This window comes from bacterium (Candidatus Blackallbacteria) CG13_big_fil_rev_8_21_14_2_50_49_14 (genome assembly GCA_002783405.1).
Classification (GTDB): domain Bacteria; phylum Cyanobacteriota; class Sericytochromatia; order UBA7694; family UBA7694.
The window spans coordinates 90,175-112,988 of sequence record PFGG01000055.1; the positions used below are offsets into that span (position 1 = coordinate 90,175).

At 54.4% G+C, this 22,814-nt stretch carries 6 protein-coding genes; 2 read left to right on the top strand and 4 right to left on the bottom strand.

Annotation, left to right across the window (positions count from 1 at the left end):
* Positions 1 to 9: 9 nt before the first annotated feature.
* Positions 10 to 16,308 (bottom strand): hypothetical protein, encoded by a 16,299-nt coding sequence (locus tag COW20_13480; protein ID PIW47212.1) that lies wholly within the window; start codon positions 16,306 to 16,308, stop codon positions 10 to 12.
* Positions 16,309 to 16,368: 60 nt separating this feature from the next.
* Positions 16,369 to 17,499, bottom strand: coding sequence for an NAD(P) transhydrogenase subunit alpha (locus COW20_13485; protein ID PIW47213.1), 1,131 nt, complete (start codon positions 17,497 to 17,499; stop codon positions 16,369 to 16,371).
* Positions 17,500 to 17,521: 22 nt separating this feature from the next.
* Between COW20_13485 and COW20_13490 the strand changes: the two genes are divergently transcribed.
* Positions 17,522 to 18,670 (top strand): alkane 1-monooxygenase, encoded by a 1,149-nt coding sequence (locus COW20_13490; protein PIW47214.1) that lies wholly within the window; start codon positions 17,522 to 17,524, stop codon positions 18,668 to 18,670.
* Entirely contained in the window at positions 18,671 to 20,863 is a 2,193-nt protein-coding gene (locus COW20_13495; GenBank protein PIW47215.1) for a hypothetical protein, read from the top strand.
* Here COW20_13495 and COW20_13500 read toward each other — a convergent pair.
* Together COW20_13500 and COW20_13505 are read right to left on the bottom strand one after the other, a co-directional pair.
* Positions 20,860 to 21,726 (bottom strand): hypothetical protein, encoded by an 867-nt coding sequence (locus COW20_13500; GenBank protein ID PIW47216.1) that lies wholly within the window; start codon positions 21,724 to 21,726, stop codon positions 20,860 to 20,862. The two genes, COW20_13495 and COW20_13500, sit on opposite strands and share 4 nt — an antisense overlap.
* On the bottom strand, positions 21,723 to 22,799 hold the full coding sequence (locus COW20_13505) for a hypothetical protein (protein ID PIW47217.1): 1,077 nt from the start codon (positions 22,797 to 22,799) through the stop codon (positions 21,723 to 21,725). Before COW20_13505 ends, COW20_13500 begins: the two co-directional genes overlap by 4 nt.
* Between the last annotated feature and the right edge of the window lie 15 nt (positions 22,800 to 22,814).

The window sequence follows — 22,814 nt, forward strand, 5'->3', positions numbered from 1 at the left end:
AGAAGCGAACTAAACCCGCAGCTCAGGTTCTGCCAGAATCTGAGCCAACAAAGCCTGATAATCCCCACACAGTTTTTCGACCGTCTCACGATAGAAGAGATCGGCACTGTAATTGAGTTGCCCCTGAATGCCCTGCTCACTTTTCAGCAGAATCAAATGCAGCGTTTGTGAGGCGAATTGGTTTTCCAGGGGCAAAAGCGAAGCCTTTAAAGCCCCGATTTGAAAATCTGAGCCAAAATCGTCGAGCAGATTAAACATGATATTCGAGCGCATGGTTTTTTGGGTATTAAAACGCTGAAAACGGGTAAGCGTTTGATAGGCCTTATACGACTTGAACAGAATCTGAAAAGGCAGATCCTGATGCTGGTAAGCCTCTAAACAGGTTTGGCGAACCTGAGCGAGAAAGGTTCGAAAACTGGGCTGACCAGAGAGATCGGCCCGCAAGACAATAAAATTGACAAAAAGCCCCATCATTGTATCCAATTCCTTGACCGGGCGATTGGCGACAGGTGTACCCACAAAGATATCGCGCTGACCACTGTAACGGTAAAGCAAAACCTGAAAAGCCGCCAGCATCAGCATATAGAGCGTGGCTTCGTTTTCCTGGGCCAGGGCCTGCAAAGCCTGTACCTGGCGAGCCGACAGACTGAAAGAGATACTGCTGCCAGACATACTCAGCATTTCTGGGCGGGGCTTATCTGTGGGGATATCCAGTACGACAGGCATATTCTGGCCCTTGCGAATCCAGTAGAGCAATTGATGGCGAATCACCGTTTTCTGAATCCATTTGCGGTGCCAATAGACATAGTCGGAATACTGCAGCGGCAGTTCAGGCAAAGCCAGAGGCTCTCCAGGCTGGGGAGGGGATGGATATTCGGCCCGATAAAAGAAATCCAATTCCTGCAGAAATAGTTTCAGCGACCAACCATCAAAAACCAAATGGCTGACCGAAAGCATGAGCAGGTGCAAATCCGGGCGCAGACGATAAAGCGCGGCGCGAATCAAGGGGCCTTTCTCAAGGTCAAAGGAGGCCTGGGCAGCCTTTTCTAAAGCCTGAATGGCCTGGGCTTCACTTTGCCCCACGAAATCATAATGGGGCAATTGAAAGGATATCTGCGCATCGACGATCCGCCGCGGGCGTTGAGCCAACGCGGTGAAACGGGTACGCAGGGCCTCATGGCGTTGAATAATCTGTGCAATTGCCCGCTGCAAAGCCTCTGGGTTGAGAAGTCCTTGCAGACGAATCCCGGCATAGCTGTTTTGAATCCCATGTTCCAGCTCTTGGCGGGAAGGATAAATCGTCCACCACAGCTCCTGACTATAGGAGAGTTTCTGAGGTTGCCCTGCCGGAGCAGAGCGCAGTTGAAGCGGCGGCAAGGAGTGGGTGCTTCGCCCCGAAGTAGCTCTTTCTTTCCAAAAGCTTAAGCCTTTGTTTTTGGGCACCACAGGGGTTTCCAGCCGCTGTGCCAACTCTGCCACTGTGGGGGCCGCAAAAATGGTTTTCAAAGGCAATTCTACTTGAAACTGAACCCGGATCCGGGCCAGCAACTGAATCGCCAAGAGAGAATGTCCACCCAAATCAAAAAAGGAATCGTGAATGCCGATCGGCTCAAACCCCAAAAGCTCGGCATAAAATGCACAGAGTTGTTTTTCACTTTCTGAACGCGGTGGCCGATAAATCGAAGTCACCTGCTTTTGACTGGGCAAGGGCAAAGCCTTTACTTCGATCTTGCCATGCAGATTGAGCGGCATTTGCTCCAGCAGCAGATAGTGGCTGGGCAGCATATAGTCGGGCAGACGCCGGCTGAGATACTGCTTCAGCTCAGGCAGCAAAACCTGGGCATAGGCCTGCCGGAGCGGCTGATTACAGAGCGGTGAACGCTTTTGTCCCAAAGCAAGGCCCTGCTCCTGCAGCAGTTCTGCCCAGGCTTCAAGCGACAAGATCGGCAAGGGCTGAGGCGAAAGCAAGAGCGCAAAACAGCCGGGGTCAGCCTCTGGCAAAAGCTGAATCTGAGCCTGCTGTGTTTCGGCCCAGGCCAGCAAAGCCATCGGGTCGAGACCGGCCTCAGCCCTTTCAGCGGGTTTTCCAGCCAGGGGCAGTTCTGCTAAGCCAAAATTCGCTTCAGGAGCCGCCTGAAGCTTGTGTAAACTCTCCAGAGTTTGCCAGATGCGCAGATTGGGCAAACCACGCAGTGCCAGCAAAGGAGGAGCATCTCCCGACTCAGCACAGTGCTGCAGATAAAGGCTTTCTAGTTTTGCTAAACTCCATTCAGGTTGCCATTTCTGCCAGCGTGGTGTCGCAAGCGTCTGACTTTCAGAGCCTTTCAGATGCAGCACCACATCATAGCGAAAACGGCTCAGTTCGGCTTCGGGCCGCCCATGTTTGAGCAGAATCTCAAGCCCTGAACATTCGGGCAGACGCTGACAGAGCGCCAGAAAAAAGGCAGGCTCAAAACAGAGTTCTTCTTCACGCAGTAAATGCTCCTGAAGTTCTGGCAAAAGCAGCGATGCGCTCACTTGATGCTGATGTGTTTCCCGCTTGTTTAAGAGTTCAATTTCCAGCGCCAGGGCTTCGAGCAGGCGCAAATCGCGCAAATCGCCAAGAAAAATCCGGCCACCGGCCTGAAGATGAGGCAAAGCCTGCCTCAGCACCCGCTCCAGATATTCCTCTGAAGGAAAATACTGAAGCACAGAATTCAACACCAAGGTATCAAAGCCCTGCAAAGGTAAATCCTCAAACTGATCGGCAAGACGCTCCAGACAAACCACGTTCTCCAGCCCCAAAGCCCGAACCTCATCCAAAACCTGGGCCGAAAAATCGCTGGCCCAATAGCGCTCAATCTGAGGCGCAATCTGAGAGAGCAGCAAGGCCCGCCCACACCCCATTTCATAGAGTTGCTGGGGCTGCAGGGCCAAAATGCGCTGTACGGTGGCTTGTCGCCAGGATTCCATCTCAGCCAGGGGCAGCGGCTGGCCGCTGATAGAACTGTTCCAACCCGTGAAATCAGAGCCGGGAGCCCCTGTGCGCGTTGTTTGGGCACGATCCAGACTTTGATAAAGGTTTTGCCAGTGGCGAACCTGTTCTGTCTCCAGGGCGCTGCGCTGACTCGCGCTTAAAACTTGTTTCCAGTCGGGCACCAGATAGGCCAACAACTGCGGCTCGCGTTCAGAGTTTTCAGCATTTGTTCCCGGCAGACGGCGACAGAGCACCGTGGCCTGCTGAATCGCAGGATAAGCTTGCAAAACCTCGGCGATTTCACCAGGTTCAATCCGAAAGCCCCGCAATTTGACCTGGGTATCCAGGCGGCCTAAAAACAAAAGTTCGCCCTGAGGCAGCCATTTGACCCGATCTCCGCTGCGGTAGAGGCGGGTTGTCAGGCTTTGCTCTCCCCACACAAAGGTCTGCTTAATGAATTTTTCTTGCGTCAGCTCTGGGCGGCGCCAATACGCCGAAGCCAGCCCCACCCCGCCGATAAAGAGTTCTCCGGGCACCCCAGGCGGAACAGGCTGAAAGGCTGAGTCGAGAACATAGACCTGGAGATTGTCGATTGCTTTGCCCAGACTCAAAAGCGGCGCTCCCGGAGAGTATTCACCCAAAGTGGTACAAACGGTGGCCTCTGTCGGGCCATAGGCATTGAAAAAGCGACAATAGGGCGCCCAGGCCTGCGCCAGGCTCAAGGGACAGGCTTCTCCCGCCACCAGCAGGCTTTTGAGCGGGGTTTCAGATTCCGGCAAGGGCAGCAGCGCCAGCACGGAAGGGGGCAGGGTCGTCAGGTTGATCGCTTCACGCTGAATAAAGTGAGCCAGCGGCGGCCCGGCCTGTAATTCTTCGCGGGTGCCAATACAAAGACAAGCGCCTGAACAAAGTGCAATAAACACCTCAAAAACAGAAGCATCAAAGCTAATCGCGGCATGTTGTAAGACCCGCTGGCCCACCCCCAGTTCAAAATACTGAATCTGGGCCTGAATCATATTACACAGCCCCTGGTGGCCCAAAAGTGCGCCTTTGGGCTGCCCAGTAGAGCCCGAAGTATAAATCATATAGGCTGGGGGAGAAGCGCCCTTTTTGTGTAAAAAGGCCTGCCAGGAGGAAGGTGGGAGCAGATTTTCAGAGAATGCTTGAACGGCAGCAGCCGTCAACGAAGTCACCTCCAGACAGCGCTCCGCTGGCAGAGGCCAGGCTTGAAACTCCAGAGACGCTTCAGAATCTTCAACGCGATAAATCACCCAATCCACATCCGCATCACTGAGAATAAAATTCAAACGCTCCGGCGGCGAGGCCGGATCCAGGGGCAGGTAAATGCCCCCGGCTTTGAGCACCGCCAACAGGGCCAAAATCCAGTCGGCAGAGCGCTCCAGACAAATCCCCACGCGGGGAGCAGGCCCTGAAAAAGGCGCAGAGAACAAACGGGCGCGCAGTTGATGCGCCCATTGATTGGCCTGGGCATTGAGCTCAGCATACGTCCAGGTTTGCCCCAGATAACGCAGGGCCTCAGCATGGGGATGCGCTGCCGCATGGGCTTCAAAGAGTTGATGAATCCCAGCCCGATCGGCATAGGCAGCGGTGTTTGCGTTCCAATCGATGAGGAGCGTCTGAAGCTCTGTCGGGCTGAGCAGTGGCAAGCGGCTGATCGCCGTTTGCGGTGCAGCCAGAATCGACTCCAGCAAGACTTGGTAATGCCCCATCCAGCGCGCGATGGTTGCGGCCTCAAAGATTTCTGAATTGTATTCCACACGCGCCTTGAGCCCCTCTGGTACAGGGATCAGTTCCAGGGCCAGATCAAAGCGCGAAGACTGGCTGTCCAGATCCTGCACCTGGGTGGAGAGGCCTTCCAAAGGCGGCACAGCAAAAGAGGCTTCCTGCAAGACAAAGAGCACCTGAAAAAGGGCATGGTGACTCAGATTGCGTTGCGGATGCAGTTCTTCGACCAATTTTTCGAAGGGCAGATCCTGGTGGGCATAGGCCTCTAAACAGGTGGTTTTAAGGGTTTGCAGAAAATCTAAAAAGCTGGGATCTCCGCTTAAATCGCCGCGAATCACCAGGGTATTGACGAAGAAACCGAGCAGTTCTTCGCTGGCCTGCATGCGGCGATTGGCAATCGGAACCCCAACGGCCAGGTCCTCTTGCTGGCTGAGCCGGGCCAAGAGCACTTGAAAGGCCGCCAGCAAAAGCATGAAAAGTGTCACGCTCTCCCGCCGGGCCAGGGCCTGCAAAGCCTGGGTCAAGTCAAGCTCATAGGCAAAGATCACCCGCTGCCCTTGATAACTTTGTTCGGCCGGACGGGGGCGGTCGGTGGGCAGTTCGAGCAGAGCCGGCAATTGGGCCAATTGCCGTTTCCAATACTGCAATTGGCCCTGAAAAACAGAACCCGAGAACCAATTGCGCTGCCAGAGAGCATAGTCAGCGTATTGAACAGGCAAAGGCAGCAAAAGGGGCGTTTGCCCCTGTTTGAACTGAGCATAGCAAAGCTGCAGCTCTTTCAGCATGACTTTCAGCGACCAGCCATCCGAAATAATATGGTGAAGATTGAGTACCAGCCAATGCCTGTTTTCACCCAGACGCAGCAAAGCCACCCGCCAGAGCGGGGCCTGCCCCAGGTCAAAGGGCTGGCGGGCGTCTTCCAGAGCCCAGGCCAAAGCGGCCTCTTCGGGCTGAGCAGAAGCACTGAGATCGCTTTCCCGCCAGACAAAGTCCAGCTCAGGCAGAATCACCTGCCGCGCGCTTTCACCCTGCTGACGAAAACAGGTACGCAGTCCGGCATGGCGGCTCTGAAGCAGACCTAAAGCCGCTTTGAGCGCTTTGCGATCCAATTCCCCCGCCAGACACAGGGCCAGGGGAATATTATACAAAGCCCGCTCAGGTTCAAACTGCTCCATAAACCAAAGCCGCTCCTGAGCAAAAGAAAGCGGCCAGTCGCGCTGCTCGGACTGAGACAGGCTCAAGGCCTGAATCGGCGGCAAAAGCTCGACTTGTTTCTGAGAAATTTTCTGAGCCAGGTCCGCCAGCACCGGGGTTTCAAAGATCTGACGCAGCGGCAGTTCCAATTGAAACTGTTCACGAATCCGGGCCGCCAATTGCGTCGCGAGCAGAGAGTGCCCTCCCAGGGCAAAGAAATCGTCTTCGCGCCCAATTGGATCGACCTCTAAAAGCTCGGCAAAGAGCGCGGCCAAGCGTATTTCTGCTGGGCTTTCCGGGGTCTGAGAGGCTACTTCCCGCTCCCACTCAGGCGCGGGCAAAGCCTTGCGCAAAATCTTGCCATTGAAATCGACGGGCCAATGCTCAAGAAAAAGATAGGCACTGGGCAGCATATAGTCTGGCAACTGGGTCTTGAGGCGGGTTTTCAAGGCCGCTTTCAGACCCGCTTGTTGTTCCGCCCCGAGAGCGCAAAGTAAATAGGCCACCAGGCGTTTTTGACCCGATCGCGCTTCGTGCACCCGTACCAGGGCATCCTGAACTTCGGCTTGCTGACGCAGAGCAGCTTCAATTTCGCCCAATTCAATGCGAAAGCCACGAATTTTGACCTGATGGTCAGCCCTTCCGACAAATTCAATCGCACCATTGGGCAAATAGCGCGCCAAATCGCCCGACTTGTACAGACGGCCCGAACCAAAGGGGTTGGCGATAAATTTTTCGGCGGTCAACTCAGGCTGGTTCAAATACCCGCGCGCCAAGCCATCCCCCCCGATATAGATCTCGCCGGTTACGCCCACAGGCACGGGATTAAGCCAGCGATCGAGCAGGTAGATCTGAATATTGGCATTGGGCCGTCCAATCGGAACGGTCTGAAGCGGATTTCCGGGCTGAGATTCCCAATAGGTCACACTGACGGTGGTTTCGGTTGGACCATAGCCATGAATCATGCCAATCGCCGGGTATTTCGCGAAAAATTCCTGTTCCAAAGCATAAGAAAGCCCTTCGCCGCCACACCACACCCGCCGCAGGGAAGAGAAATCATGCTTTTCGGGCTCATTCAATACCACCTGCAACATCGAAGGCACGAAATCGATCATGGTAATGCCCTGCTCAACAATAAAGCGCGAGAGATAATAGCTGTCTTTCTGGCTCTCAGGCTCTGAAATACAGAGGGTCGCACCCCCCATCAGGGTCCAGAAAACCTCCCAAAGCGAACCGTCGAAATTGAGCGAGGTCTTTTGAATGATGCGGTCACTCTCCAGCATCGGAAAGGCCGAATGCCGGTAAACCAGATGGTTATAGGCACCCAGATGGGTGTTCATCACGCCCTTGGGCTGCCCGGTCGAGCCTGAGGTATAAATAATCGAAATCAAATTGTCCAGCGTCAGCCCAGGCTGAGGATTCTCAAGCGGCATCTCAGCCCAGAGCACACTTTCAGCGTCCACGCAGAGACAGCGTGCCTTTTCAGTGGCAAAGCGCTCAGCAAAACGGGCCTGGGTCAACAAAAGCGGCACGGCAGTATCCTGCAGCATATAGCGCAGCCGCTCCAAGGGGTAATCGGGGTCAAGTGGCACATAGGCACCCCCGGCTTTGAGAATGGCCAATAAGGCCACAATCATCTCAAAGGAGCGCTCCATCGAAAGGCCCACCAAAACCTCAGGCCCCACCCCCTCAGCGATCAGATAATGGGCCAATTGATTGGCCCGCTGATTCAGTGCGCCATAACTCAATTGCTGGGTTCCCAAAACCAAGGCTGTTTTTTCAGGCCGCTCTGCAGCCTGTTTTTCAAAAAACTGATGAACACAGCAATCCTTAGGATAGTCCACCTGGGTCTGATTCCAATCGCGCAAGAGCTTTTGTTCTTCAGCAGGGCTCAAGAATTTGAGCTGCCCCACCGCCGTTTCGGGCTGAGCGACAATCGCTTCCAGCAAATGCTCCAAATGCTGAGCCCAGGTCGCAATCGTCTCAGGCTCAAAGAGATCGGCATTGTATTCGATGCGTCCCTTGAGCCCACCTGGAGCCGCAGACTGCTGAAGCTCCAGGCTGAGATCAAATTTGGAGAGGCCCTCGCCCGGACGCAGAAATTCGGTTTTTAAGCCCGGCAAAGCAATCGTTTGAGCGGCCAACTCATCGGCCCCCTGCATCACAAACATGACCTGAAAAATAGGGTGATGGCTCAAACTGCGTTGAGGATTGAGTTCCTCAACCAGTTTTTCAAAGGGCAAATCCTGGTGGGCATAAGCCTGCAGACAGGTTTGCCCCAGGGCCTGGGCAAAATCTATAAAGCGGGGATTTTCTTCTAAATTCCCGCGAATGACCAGGGTATTGACAAAAAGCCCCAGCATTTGCTCTAAATCTTGCTGCCGCCGATTGGCCACGGGAATGCCCACCAGAATATCCGTTTGATGGGTATAGCGAAAAAGCAGAACCTGAAAAGCCGCCAGCAGCAGCATAAAGAGGGTCAGTTCCTGGTCTTGAGCCAGCTCTTGCAAGGGCTGACTCAATTCAGGCTTCAGCTCAAAATGCCAAAGCCCGCCCCGATAGCTTTCCTGAGCAGGACGGGGGTGATCAGTGGGCAGGGGCAGTAGGTCAGGCAGGTCGGCCAAGGCCTTTTTCCAATAGTTCAGCTGAGAGCTTAAAACCGCGCCTTTCAACCAATGCCTTTGCCAAAGGGTATAGTCCAGATAGTGGGCCTGGGGGGGCGGAGGAAGCGTCTCTCCGCGATAAGACTGAGCCATTTCCTGCAAAAAGAGCCCCAGGGTCCAGGCATCAGAAACCAGATGGTGAATCACCCACTGTAGCTCAAAACTTTGCTCCGAAAACTGCAGCAATTGGGCCCGCAACAAAGGCGGACGGGCCAGGTCAAAGGGCAACCGAACCAAGGCCTGTCTCTTTTCTGCCGCAATCTGTGCCGGATCCTCGCTTGAGCGCAGGTCCACCCTTTCCAATTGGAAAGGGGAGAGTTCAGCAGGGCTCAGAATTTTCTGGGCCGCCGCATAGCTGGTCGGCAAACCTGTGGGCGCTTCAGCGACAAAGGCCGTACGCAAAATTTCATGACGTTTCAGCAGTTCCTGCAAACTGTGCTCCAAACGCTCCGGCTGCAAGGGGCCTTCGATACGCAGACAAAAAAGGGTATTGTAGAGGGCCCGTCCCGCTTCAAATTGCTCCATAAACCAAAGCCGTTCCTGGGCAAAAGAAAGCGGCCAGAGTTTATCGGGCTGGCGGGCTTGAATGTCCAGGGGAGGCAGTACCGCCACACGCGTTTCAGGCTGTTTCAAACGCTCAATGATCGTCGCTAAATCAGCCACACGGGGGGCTTCAAAGAGATATTTCAAGGGCAATTCCACCCCAAAAGCGCCGCGAATCCGTGAGAGCAACTGAATGGCCAACAGAGAATGGCCCCCCAGAGAAAAAAAGTCGTCGGCTGGAAGCACCCGCTCTTTGCCCAGTAAATGGGCATAAATCTGACACAGCTGACTGACCGTATCGCTATTTTCAGCAGATTCTGAAGCAAGCTCTGCTGAAGTGGGGGCCTGAGGCGAGACCATAGACCATGACGGAGCCCCCTTTGCCAGCGGCAAAGCCTGGCGGGTCAGCGCACTCAATTCTTTGTGAATCAAGGGATTACGCCCGTCTAAGCCCACAGCATAAACCCCGCCGGGCTTTTTCAGCAGCGCCAACAGACTCAGACTTCCCGCAGGTCTGGAAATACTTAAAAAGCCCCGGTGCAGCCCTTGATTCTGTTTGCCCGCACTGAGCCCCACCTGGGGCCAAATGCTCTGATTGAGACCGTGATAGCTCACCCCCAAGGCCTGATAAGTGGCCGCGCAGGCCTCAGCATAACCCTGCGCCAGCGCATAGGCACTGACCCCAAAACCACCAAAAGTGCCATTGACCGAACCGATTTCAACCAAATGCAGGGCTTGGGGGTTCGGCTGCAGCGCAATCAAATTCTGAAGCAACTCTGAAACCTGGGCCTTGAGCCGCCAGTGCCTGAGGGCCTCGTCAGGATCTAACTCTGCGATCAGGGCTTCGTGATAGGGCATCGCCACGGCTTGAATCAGGGTGCGCAGGGGATAGCCACTGCTCGCTTCGGCATGCTGCAAAGCCTGCTGCAGCGAACTAAAATCCTGACTTTGCAGATCAAAAGCCAGATAGTAAAGTTGATTTCCATGGGCTGCCGCCAATTGGCGTAAACTTTCCCAACGCTGATCGCGCTGGGGCTTATCGCCGCTCTTCAGACGGGTGCGCCCCACCACCAGCAGAGATTGCTCTGGCTGAGCCAAAAGGGCCTGCGCCAGCTCGAAGCCTATCCCCCCCAGACCGCCCAGTAGCAGACGGGTCTGACGGGCCGGAAAGGCCGCTTGTTTGAGTTCTTCAGGCTGAAACTTGACAGCACCCAGCACCTTTCGCTCACGCTGTTCTGTGTCGCCACGGTAGCGCAGGGTTTCGGACAGATTTTCGGTTCCTGCTGCTCTGCGGGCCAGCGCTTCTTTTTTCAGGCAGAGCCAAGCTTCGGTCAAGCTCAAATCCTGGGTCTGCACCCGCCCAAAGGTGGTCTGGGGCCGCTCCTGAATCAAGCTGCGCAGGAACCCCTGAATCGCGCCCCCCAGAGGAGCTTCGAACCTGTGAGCAGACCACTCCCATTCCACCCAGTCCAGCGCAGTCTCCTGTTTTAACACAAGCTGCGCCAGCTCCAGGCGTTGGCGCAGCAATTGTTCTTCTGCAGCCAGAGTGAAAGGTTCACAGGCCAAAAGCCAGATCCACTGTCGGGGAAGCTGCGCCCCAGCCATTTGAAGCTCCGTCAGGGCCTGCTCAGGGCTCAAAAGCCGGAGCCCAGCCTGAAACTCGTCCTGCAGAAAGGCTTGCAATTCCTCACGCAGAGGCCCTTCCGCCAGAAGCCAGGTTTCGTCAGGCCAGGCCGCAGGAACGGTCACCGGCGGCAGGGGCTGAGCTTCCCATACCACCTGATAAAACCAATCCGGCAGACAGCGTTCATTGCCCAAGGCCCGATCCAAGCTGCGGATGCGGGCATCATACGCTCCAGCCATCACGCTTCGGGCCATTTGATTGCGTTGAATTTTGCCACTGGTGGTTTTGGGAAACTCACTTGCCTGCAAGGGCAAAACCAGAGCTGGAGCCAAACCCAGCCGCTCGCTGACCGTCCGACTCACCTCACGCAATAAGGCCAGCAAAGACTGAGCAGGAAAATCTCCCGCTTCGTTCCAGGGGGCCTCAGGGACCAAGGCCATGCCAAAGCCCTCACTGCCAGAAGCCTCATCGTTAAGCGGAAAAACGCCCACACTGCCAGCTTGAATCCCCGGCAGGGCCCCAATTTGGTCTTCGATCTCATAGCAGTAAATATTGGCCCCGCGTACCAGAATCATCTCTTTTTCGCGGCCCGTAATATACAATTGGCGCTGGTGAATAAAGCCCAGATCGCCGGTATTGAACCAACCCTCGCCCACAAAGGCCTCCTGATTGGCCTCGGGATTGCGGTAATAGCCAGCGGTGATCACCTCACCGCGAATTTGAAAGCGCCCGATCTGTCCCGCTTGCAAAAGCTGGTTCTGGGCATCGACAATCCGGATTTCAACCCCCGGTGAAACCGTCCCTGTATTGATAAAGGCCGTCTGCTGACCGGGGGGAGTATAAGCAGTCCGCTCCAGAGCAAACTCCCGGTCATAGGTCATACAGGTACAGGCTTCAGCCATGCCAAAGGCTGGATTCAAGGCCTTTTCTGCAAATCCCAGCGGGGCCGTCGCAGCCAAAAATTCAGCCATAACAGACCAAGTCACCTGTTCTCCGGCATTCATCCAGGTTTTAAGACAGGAGAGGTCAAAATTCGGTCTCTCGGGGGTATTGAGCAAAGCTTCAGAGATCAGTTTCAGGCCAAAGTTAGGCGACCAGGTATGATTCACCCGGTATTCTGAGATCAAGCTCAGACAATTCAGGGGATCCGCCAGCACCCGCTCTGTCGCGACATGCATAAAATCTGCCTGGCGGTAGAGGGCCTGCATCCACCAGGTCAGCACAGGCACCACATGATCCAGGGGAATCCAATTCAGCCAGCATTCTTCGGCCTGATAGTCATTGACCTGACCCGCCGCTTCGCAGTGCGCCAGCACGCCCCGATGGCTGATTTGAATACATTTTGGCGTGCCAGTGCTGCCTGAACTCAATTGATAAAAAAGGGTGTCTTCAGGCTGAGCGAGATGTATTTCGAGATTTTCTTCAGCAGCGAAAAGTGCTTCGACAGGCTGCAGAGCAAGCTTCAGCCCCTGCCCTTTTCCCAGCGTCTGCAAGGCCTCTAACTGCTCCTGCTGGCAGAGGATCAGAGGCTGCTCCAACAATTGCCAGACATTCAAGAGTTTTTGAACCACGGCCTGTTCAGGATGGTAAACCGCTGGCAAGGCCACGGTCACAGGCACGCCCCCGCTTAAAACAATCCCCAGAAAAGCCGCAAAATACTCAAGGCGCGGCTCCAATTGCAGCAAGACAGCGCTTCCAGGTTTCAGGCCCAAATTCTGCAGTCCGCCGCTGATCCGGCGGGCCTGGGCCATCAGGGTTTGATAATTCCAAAAAGACACTTCGCCCTGGGCCGAAATCACGCGCAGGCCTTTTTTTATCTCTTTTTCAGCCCGCAGCAAAACTTCGCTGAAGGTCTGGGAGCTGCCCTGGGGAAAATGCAGGGATGGGCCCTGCACATAGGCCAGCTCTGATTCTGAGGCCCTGTGAATCTCACCTTCAGAGGCAGGGGGTTTCAGCTCCAGCATCCGGCTTTGAAAGGCAAAGGCCGCACGGGGGTCCAAGTCCTGAAAATGGTAAACATTCAAGCCCAGCTCAGGCACAAAGCGACTTTGGAGAGATTCAGAAGCCGTGAGCGTTTCAGGGGCTTCTGCCCCTTGCGCCAAAGTCTGCAGCCAGGCCTCACGCTCGGTTGAGGGCCCCTTCAAGTCTTGCAATAAGGTCTCCGCTGGGCTTGCGCAAATCAGCTGCAGCAGCGCTTCAAAATCCTGAGCCAAGGCCTGCAGTTGCTGAGCCCCCAAGAAACGTCGATCTGCGATCAGATGGCATTCCAAACAGGCCCCCTCCCCTTGCTGGCCTGGATGTTCCCAAAGCTGGCATTCCAGTACAAAACGCGGGGTCTGCGAATCCAGCGGCAAAACCTCCAGTTCAAGTCCCTTCAAGTTCAACCCCTGATGAGGCGTGTTTTGAAAAGCAAAGAAAACCGAGGCCAGAGGCGAGGCTTCGGCCTGCCGCTGGGGGCTCAGGGCCTGAACTACTTTTTCAAAGGGCAGTTCCTGATGCTGATAAGCCGCCAGCGCCCCCTCTCGCACCTGTTTGAACCAGGCCGCCAGACTTAGCCCTGGCTCGAGACGGTTGCGCAGAATCAGGGTATTCACAAAAAGACCCAGCAGCGGCGTCAATTCTGGACGCTGACGGGCCGCCACCGGCGTGGCCAGGCCCAGATCTGTCTGTCCGCTGGTGCGGGCCAGCACCAACTGAAAAGCCGCCAAGAGCAACATATAGAGCGAAAGGTCATGGGTTCGGGCGACTTGCTTTAGCCGCTGCAAAAGTGCCTCCGGCCAGAAGACCCGCAGATGTTCTGCCTGCGCCTTTTGTCCTGCTTGAGCCCCCCCCCAGGACAGCGGCTTCAAGCCCTGCAAACGGGCCGTCCAATAATCCAGATCTCTTTCCCAACGCGAAAGCACTTGCTCCCGCTGCCAGAGGGCAAAATCCACATATTGAATTGGCAAAGCAGGCAAAGCTTCAGAAAGCTTTTTCGTCTCAGACTCCAATGCCTCGGCATAGAGCAGACTCCACTCCTGGTAAAAAAGCCCCATTGACCAGCCATCACTGATCAAATGATGCAGATTCAGCGCCAGAACATGATCTTCCGCCCCAAGGCGCAGAAGCTGCACCCGAATCAGGGGAAACACGGTCAGATCAAAGGACTGGCTGGCGAAGGCCTGAAGATGCGCCTTGAGACTGTCGGGGGACGCTGAAAGATCGCAGATGCTGAAAACCCGCTCCAGATCAGCCGCTGAAAAAGCATTCACCTTTTGTTGGGGAAGACCTTCCGGGTTTTGAAAAAAGACAGTGCGCAAAGCACTGTGTCTTTGCAGAAGCTGGAGCAGACTCGCTTTCAGGGCCGTGATTTCTCGCTCACGCAAAGGCCCCCGCAGTTCAAAAGCAAAGGGCATGAGATAGGCATCCTGCTCAGGCTGCAGGGTATGCAAAAAAAACATCCGTTCCTGGGCAAAAGATAAGGGCCAGAAAGCTTGAGACAAATGGGCTTCTATCGGAGCGGGCTGCACCTCAGCCGTGTTTTTTAAACCGGTCTCGATCAGCTCGGCCAAAGCCCTCACACTGGGATATTCAAAAATCTGGGCCAGACTCAATTCCAAGTGAAAGCTTTCGCGAATCCGGGTCAGCAAAAGCATAGCATCGACCGAATGGCCTCCCAGGTCAAAGAAACGCGCCTGCAGATCTACCTCAGGCAGCTTCAGTATTTCTGCAAACAGACTTTGCAGTTCTTGCTCTGTCTCACGCCAGGGGGAGTCGGGCTTGGTTTCGGTCTGCGTTTGCGGCGCTGCTCCTGTTTGCAGCCAAAGCGGCTCCAAACGCTGTTCCAAAAAGGCCGTGCGACAGGCTGAGCGTTGAATCTTACCGCTGGAAGTCTTGGGAATAGAGCCCACAGGCAGCAAAAGCAGCTCACTGAGCAGCAATTGGTGTTCGGCCCAGATCTCAGCCTGAATCCGGTGACTCACTTGCTGCCAAAGCGCTTCAGACACTTCTCCAGGACTCAAAACCTCAGCCAGCATCACCAGGCGTTCGCTTTCCTCAGCAGCTTCTGCGGGCAGGCTGAAAGCCGCTGTACATCCGGCACGGACCAGGGGGTGAGCTTGTTCCAGCGTACGCTCCAAATCCTGAGGATAAAAGTTTTGCCCCTGGAGTATCAGCAAATCTTTGAGCCGCCCGCTCAGATAGAGTTCCTGCTGGTGTAAAAAGCCCAGATCCCCGGTGCGAAGGTAACGCTGTTCAGAAGAACTCCCGGCCAATGGGGCCTGAAAAGTCGCTTGGCTTTGCGCGGGCTTTTGCCAATAGCCCTGGGCAATGCTGGGGCCCGCCAGCCAGACTTCGCCCACCTGATCGGGCGCACAGCGCTGGGCGCTTTCGGGATCCACTATCAAAATTTCCTGTCCCGGCAGGGCCCGTCCATTGCTCACGAGCAACTGTGAGGCTTGCTCAGAGGCCGGCTCCAGCACTTCGACCCGCCCCTGGCGCAGCCCATCCCGCGAAAGCTTCAGCACCGTCGGCTCCTCTGTTTTCGCTCCGGCTGTTACCATCAGGGTGGCTTCAGCCATGCCCAGATAGGGCATCCAGGCCTGAGCGCGAAAACCACAGGGCACAAAGGTTTCTGCAAAAGTCTCCAGAACCTGGGCACTGACAGGCTCTGCACAGTTATAGGCCAGGTTCCAGGCGCTGAGATCGAGGGCAACAACTTCAGCCGGTGTGACCTTGCGACTGCAGAGAGCATAGGCAAAATTGGGAGCACCACTGGTACTGGCCCGGTACTGACTAATGGCCTCCAGCCAGCGCAAGGGCCTTTGAATAAAATCAAAGGGCGAAAGTAAAATTTCGCGATGCCCCGTATAAATCGGCTCAAAGAGATCAGCCACCAGCCCCATATCGTGATAGGCCGGCAGCCAGCTAACGCCAATACTGGCAGGCGTATGCCCAAAGGCGCGCTGAATCTGGCTTAAATTAGCGAGCAGATTGCCATGGCTGACCATGACTCCCTTGGGGCGACCCGTAGACCCTGAGGAATACTGTAAAAAAACCAGATCTTCGGGTTGAATCGGGCGTTCTGCTCCTGGCTCAGGAGCAGACAGGCTCAGTGCTTTCAGTCTTTGCTCCAGATTCAGCCATTCCAAGGTTCTCAGGGCTGGGGCCCATTCGTCTAAGGCCTGGCGATACGCTTCACTGGTATCGGAACAGAGCACCAAGCTGGCCTGGGCATCTTCGGCAATGGCCTGTAAACGGGGCAACCGCCTTTGCAAACGGTTCTGATCCTGAAAATGAGCCGGTACCGGGATCGCAATCAAATTGCTATAGACACAGGCCATCAAAGCCACCACAAAGGGAAGCCCGGTGGGAATCAAGAGAATCACGCGCTCTTGGGCCGGATAGCGGGAGACTAAGTCGGCAGCCAAAAGGCGGGCCAGCCGATCCAATTCGGCAAAACTGAGCGATTCAGGCGGCCCCTCCCCTCCGGGCAAATAGGAAAAGGCAATCTGCGTCGGCCGCTCCTGGGCATGGGCCTGCAGTCGCTCACGCAGGTCAAAGAAACGCGGTTTGCTCACAAGCGGCTGGTCTGCGCTGCGCATTTTAAATTTGAATTGAAAGCATACATTTTCAACTCCCTGGGGGCATCCATTGCAAGAACACTATACAAGCATTGCATGGGGATAAACAGGCTCTCGTTTTTGAAAAGCCAGAATTTCTGAGTTTTGAATCTCTCCGGCCTGAATTTCAATCGCTTCGCGAAAGATCCGGGTTTGCGCCCAATGCGCTGGGCCTTTTAAAAATTCGGGCAAATAGGGCAGCAAAGCCTGAGACACTTCCCAACTGGCACATTCCCAAAGATAATTGGGGGTATGGTCCACGGCATAGTAGTCAAAATGGCCCATTTCAATCAAGGGGGCATCAAAAGAAGTGGGGCGGGAAAAAGGAAATCCCAGCCCCTCATCACAGCTGATATCCAAGATATACGTGCCCGGCTTGATGCGTGCGACATCTGTTTCATTCATATACATCACCGGATGGTTGGGATCCTGCAAAATGGCATTGATCCAAATATCTGACTCAAGCAAAAGCGCCAACAAAGGACGGGTACGGCCATCGGGTTCTGTAATCACCCATTGCCCCTGCTCTTGCCGAATCCGGCGAAACTCACAATTTTCCAAACCAGCGGGACGCTCTGTTTCAGATCTTTGCTGAGTACAGACCGTAATATCTGTAAAGCCACGTCCCTGCAAAGCCCGCAAGGCCCCTTGGCCAACCGCACCAAAGCTCAGAATCACGACCTTGCGTTTTTTTCCATAGTTTCCATCCATGCTTTTCAGCGCCAAGGCATGTAAAACAGCACAATACCCTCCCATTTCATTGTTTTTATAAAAGGGATGTAAAATTCGTTTGCCCTGCTCATCACGAATAAACATCTGCTCCATGGCCACCACGGTTAAACGGCGATCAATTGCAGCTTGGGTATTGGCCACCTGTTGCATACAATGGGGCCACCCCCAGTGCACCCCCCCTGGGCGCAAATTTTCAAAATCAGCGGGCATGGGCTTCAATAAAAGCACGGCATCCATGCTTTCAAGCAAGGTCTGCCGTGGGGCAAGCCCCACCCCCAGCGCCAAAAGTGTAGCATCTGAAAAACCAAACCGCTCGCCATAGCCCTGTTCAAAGACCAATTGCTGACGAATCTCAGTTGAAATTTCGGAAAGGTGCTCAGGATGGATAGGCACACGTTTTTCATTCTTTTTCAGAGATGTCCCAATAATGCCAAGTTTCATACAACCCCTTTTCTGAATCCGCTTGATTTTCACCGACTGCTCAAAAGAGGCATTCAGCTGGCTCTTAAACCCCTGTTATAATACCACCATGAGTTGGCTTGGTTATACCTTGGTCTATTTAGCGCCTCTTTTAACCTTCTGCAGTTATTGGGGGGGCAATCTCTATTATGGGCTGATGTTTCTGCTGACCTTTGGCCTGATTCCCCTCTTTGACGAATGGCTCGGAGACGACTGGGTCAATCCTCAACCTGAACAGGAAAAGACCCTCAAAAAAACAGCCCTTTACAGCTGGGTGCTTTACGGCTTTGTGCCTGTGCAAATCGGGCTCTTGCTCTGGGCTTGTTTTTTGGTTTCCCGCCCGACAGAATCGCTGGGCCGTTGGCTCGGGCTCTTGTTCATGGTTGGAATGATCAACGGGGGCTTCAGTATCAATATCGCCCATGAACTCAGCCACCGCAAAAACAAACTCGAACAAAATCTGGCCAAACTGCTCTGGTTCAGAGTGGGCTATATGCATTTTCAAATCGAACATCTCTTGGGCCATCACCCGCGCATGGGAACCCCAGAGGATCATGCCACCGCCCGCCTGGGCGAGTCACTTTATCAATTTTACGCACGCTGTATCCCTGGCAGCTTTGTTTCGGCCTGGCAAATTGAAAAAGAACGCTTAAAACAAAAGGGCTATGCCGTGGTTTCCTGGCACAATCAAATGTTTTGGTTTATCGGCCTGCCCCTGATCTTCTGCGGCGTTTTATATGGTCTTTGGGGCTGGCAGGCCAGCTTGTTTTATTTCTTGCAAGCCCTGATCGCCATTTTCACCTTAGAAACCGTCAATTATCTAGAACACTATGGTTTAGAACGTCGGCAAAGTGCCGGTCGCTATGAAAAAATTGGCCTTCAACACTCCTGGAATTCCAGCCGCCGTTTGAGCAATTATTTTTTACACAAACTCCAACGCCATTCCGATCACCACCTCTATGCCCACCGCCCCTATCAAATTTTACGCGCCTTTCCCGAAGCGCCTCAATTGCCCACAGGCTATGGTTGGATGGTGCTCTTGGCCTTTTTGCCACCGCTTTGGTACCGGATTATGAATCCCCGTGTACTGGCCTGCCGCCAAAGAGAAGAAACGTCTCAGTCCTGCGAACCCCAGGCCGAGCTACTGGCCTGAATGCCCAGTTCAGCTTCGAAACTGATTCCCGCTCTGACCCGTCAATACCGTGCTATTTTATGGATCTGGCTGGTTTTGATAGCTCTCAGCCTGCTCAGTCTGCAGCTCTTGCCTCAGAAGGTGATGACCGAATCCACAGGGGCCCGCCAAAGCGAAGCCTTTCAGGTCATGGAAACACTGCGCACAGAGTTTGGTTTGCAAATGGGCAATACCCTGGCCCTGCTGCTCGAAGGCAAGCCCCCTCCCCCTGCTGTTCTCAAAGCACTTTCCAGCCAGAATCCCCAAATCAAAGCCCTGCTGCCCGTACCCGAGCTGCAAAAACCTGATCAACGGCTCTACCTGCTTGAATTGCAGCCCAGCTTTCAATTTGTAGAGGGCCCCGAATGGATCAAAAAACTTCGCCAAAGCTTAAAACAACTTGGCAAGCAGCATCATTTTCAGGCCTCTTTAACAGGCAACCTTGCCTTTTATGCAGATATCATGCAAGAAAGCGAGAGCTATTTTTCACTTTCAGAATTCTTTGCCCTCAGTGCAGCCTTTGGCATTCTGTTTTTAAGCTTTGGAGGCTTATTGGCTTCCTTTTTGCCCATTTTAATGGGATTAAGCAGCCTCATCGTCTTTCAAGGTTTTTTAAAAATCAGCAGCCTCGAAACCACCAGCCTTTCAGCCACACTCAACAGTTTGCTCGGGCTGGCTCTGGCGGTTGATTACAGCCTGTTCTGGATCAGCCGCTTTCGCGAAGAAAGGCCAAAACAGGCAGGCTTAGAGCAGGCCCTTGTTTCCACCACGCAAACAGCTGGCAAAACCATTCTGGTTTCAGCCTTGATCGTCTTCTCCAGTATTGGTGTGCTTCTGATTCCAGATATTTCAGGCATGCGGATCATGGCCCTGAATTTATGCGGCGTGATCTTTTTTTCAATGCTGCACGCCTTTCTTTTCCTGCCGGCCCTGGTACGGATTTTAGCCCCGGCCCTGGATTGGCCCCAAAGCCTGACCCGCTGGCTTAAAAACTGGGATCGCACAGCGGCCTGGCAAGCCTACGCCCGACATATCACGGCCTATCCCAAACGCTATTTCGCATTGTCTTTGGGCTTGATTCTTCTGCTCTGCCTGCCTGTGCTGAATATGAAACTCTGGGACCCCGTACAAACCCTGGCCTCGGCACAGGCCGAATCGGTTCAGGCCTACGAAAAACTGGCAAAACAGGGCCTGGGAGGGAAAATGGTTCCCCTCTATGTTTTGATTCAAGCACCTGCCCCCACCCAAATCAAAAGCCCTGCGGGACTGGCGTATCTTGATCAGTTCAGCCGCTATTTAAAGGCTCAACCCCAAGTCGAAGGCGTGCTGGGTTTGATGTCCTGGCACCCTGATTTTAAAAAAGCCGACTATCTCAGCTTTTATCAGAATTTAGAACTTCTAGAAAAGTTCTCGGCCCCCTGGCTGCCCACCTTTTTCCCCCAGACCCATTGGGTCAATGCCCAAGGCACCACCCACCTGCTGACCGTTTTCCCCAAAGACATTATGAATATTGAAAGCGTGCATCAGATCAGCGATGCCATTCGGGCCTACGCCCAAAAGCACCCTGAATACCAGGTCAGAACAGGGGGGGTCATGGAACGGGCCCGTGATTTCAGTCAGGAAATGTATCGCCACACCGGCCTGATGATTGCGCTGGTTCTGGGGGCCATTTTTATCATCCTGTTTGGCTATATGAAAGCCGTTTTACTGCCCATCAAGGCCGGCTTGATGAATTTCGTGCCCATTCTGGGAGCCTTTGGCATTCTGACAGCGATTTACCAATACGGGTGGTTCTCGACCTACTTGCACACCCCCGTAAATGGCGCAGTTTCAAGCATGATTCCGATGACTCTTTTCTGCATTCTTTTTGGGCTGAGCATGGATTACGAAGTGCTGATCCTCAGCCGAATTTCAGAAGCCTATGCAGAAGGGCTGGAAGTGCGCGAAGCCATTGTCAAAGGCATGGCGCACAGTGGCTCGGTGATCAGTTCTGCCGCGCTTATTTTTCTGGCCCTGTTTCTGCCTGCAGCCCTCTCTCATTCACCCGCCATTCGCGAACTGGGCATTGGCATTGTCGCTGCGCTGCTGCTGGATGCCACCGTGTTGCGCCTCTTGTGGGTGCCCAGTTTTATGATGCTGATGGGCAAATGGAATTGGTGGAAACCCGGCCGCTAAAGACTGAGTTGCCCCTGCGCCAGACAACGCACTTCGCCTCTGACAAAAATCCGGGCCTGCTCCAGACGAATCCAGAGTTGACTGGGCCGCCCCATTTCAAGCCCCTGTTCCAATTGCCAAAGTTCTTGCGTGGGATGGTGTTTCTGTAACCAAGCCCCCAGCGCCGCAGCAGCAGAACCTGTCGCCGGGTCTTCGGCCACCCCCGCCCCTGGAGCGAACAGGCGCACATGAAAATCTGCTGCCGGATCTTCACTTTCAGGGCAGACCAAATAGACTTCACCCAAAATGGGAAACTGCTTCAACAGGGGATCTGTGGCCCCCCAAAGATAACGGGCCGAACGAATCGCCGCCAAAGACCGGATCGGAATCAGGGCATAGGGCACCCCTGCCGAAACAATTTCAGGCTGAAAATTTTCCCAGCCAATCTGTTCAGGTGCCAGCCCCAAACCTTGGGCCAGAATTTCAGGCGAAAGCGCCAGCGGTGCAAAATCAGGGGCCTTCGCCACTTCAAATTCGAGCAGACTGTCGCTGAGAAAACGCACAGGCACAGGCCCCACCCCTTCTTCCAGAATCAGGGCATCAGCGGCCAGCCCCCAGGCCTTGCGCACGGCCCAGGCTGCGCCCAAGGTCGGGTGCCCTGCAAAGGGCAATTCCTTCTGGGGGGTAAAAATTCGAACCCGGCAGCTGTGAGCAGGGTTTTCAGGGGGCAGCACAAAGGTGGTTTCAGAGAGATTAAACTCTCGGGCCAAGGCCTGCATCTGCTCAGAACTCAGCCGTTCAGCCCCAAAGACTACAGCCAGCGGATTGCCTCCCAAGAGCCGCTCAGAAAAAACATCCAACCAGTAAAACGAAAGATCTTTCATGCCAAACGCTCCTCTCCGCGCATATGGGGCGGAATATACACCATCAATTTTTCAGGCTTTTGATGGGCTTCAAAACCCTGTTTGCGGTAAAGCTCATGGGCATCACGGGTAGAAAGCAGACACCAGCGAATCTGAGCCATGACAGGGTGTTCCAAAATGCAGGCCGTCAGCCAGGAACCCAAGCCCTGCCCCCGCCAGTGCGGATCTACCACCACATCGGCCAGATAGGCAAAACTGTCATGGTCGGTCACCAGACGGGCAAAGCCGATCAGCTCAGCGGCATGGTAAAGGCCAAAACAAAGCGAGTGCTTTAGACGGCGCAGCAGGCCCTCGGGTGTCAGACGCTGATTCCAATAGGTCGGCTTGAGCAAGGCATAGAGTGCCTCCGGCTCGATACGGGCGGTTTCAGTGGAAATCTGAAAAGGGGGCTGGCTCCAAAGGGCGGGTCGCCAGTGCTCCTGTCGGGGCTCCAGCAAAACCACACCGGCCTGGCCGGGCGCAAAAATCTGACTGTCCAGCGGCCCCTTGGGGCCTCCCTGACGCTGTTTGGCACTGGCCGCTTCAATCTGAATCGCAACCATCAGGCTGCCCCGCAACTGGGCTTCACTGGGGGCTTCATAGTCAGCTTCTACCGCGCGCCCCGGATGGTAACGGGCAATCATCGCATCAAAGATCTCACGCTTGCGCGCCAGATCCGTCACAACCTGGCCCCGGCCAAAACAGACCACAGAACGGTAGTTCATGGAATGGTATTTGGCGCTGCGTGAAAACACCAGCCCCTCCAGTTGGGTGACTTCAATGCAGGCAGGAATCCCCTGCGCAAGCGCCAGAAGACTGTGACTGACAGGCGAACCATGCAAATAAAGCCAATCGGGTTCAGCTGGGTCAAAATGATAGGAAAAGGGAATCACATAGGTTTGCTCAGCTTCGCTATAGCCCACATGGGCCAGATAGCCTTCAGCAAGAATTTGCTGAATATCCTCAGGACAGGCCCTTTCAGGGTGCTGACGCAGGGTGGTACGAATTTCAGATTTCATGGGGTGCCTCCAGGTCAAAGAGATCTGCTTTTGCATTTTTTTAATTCCTTG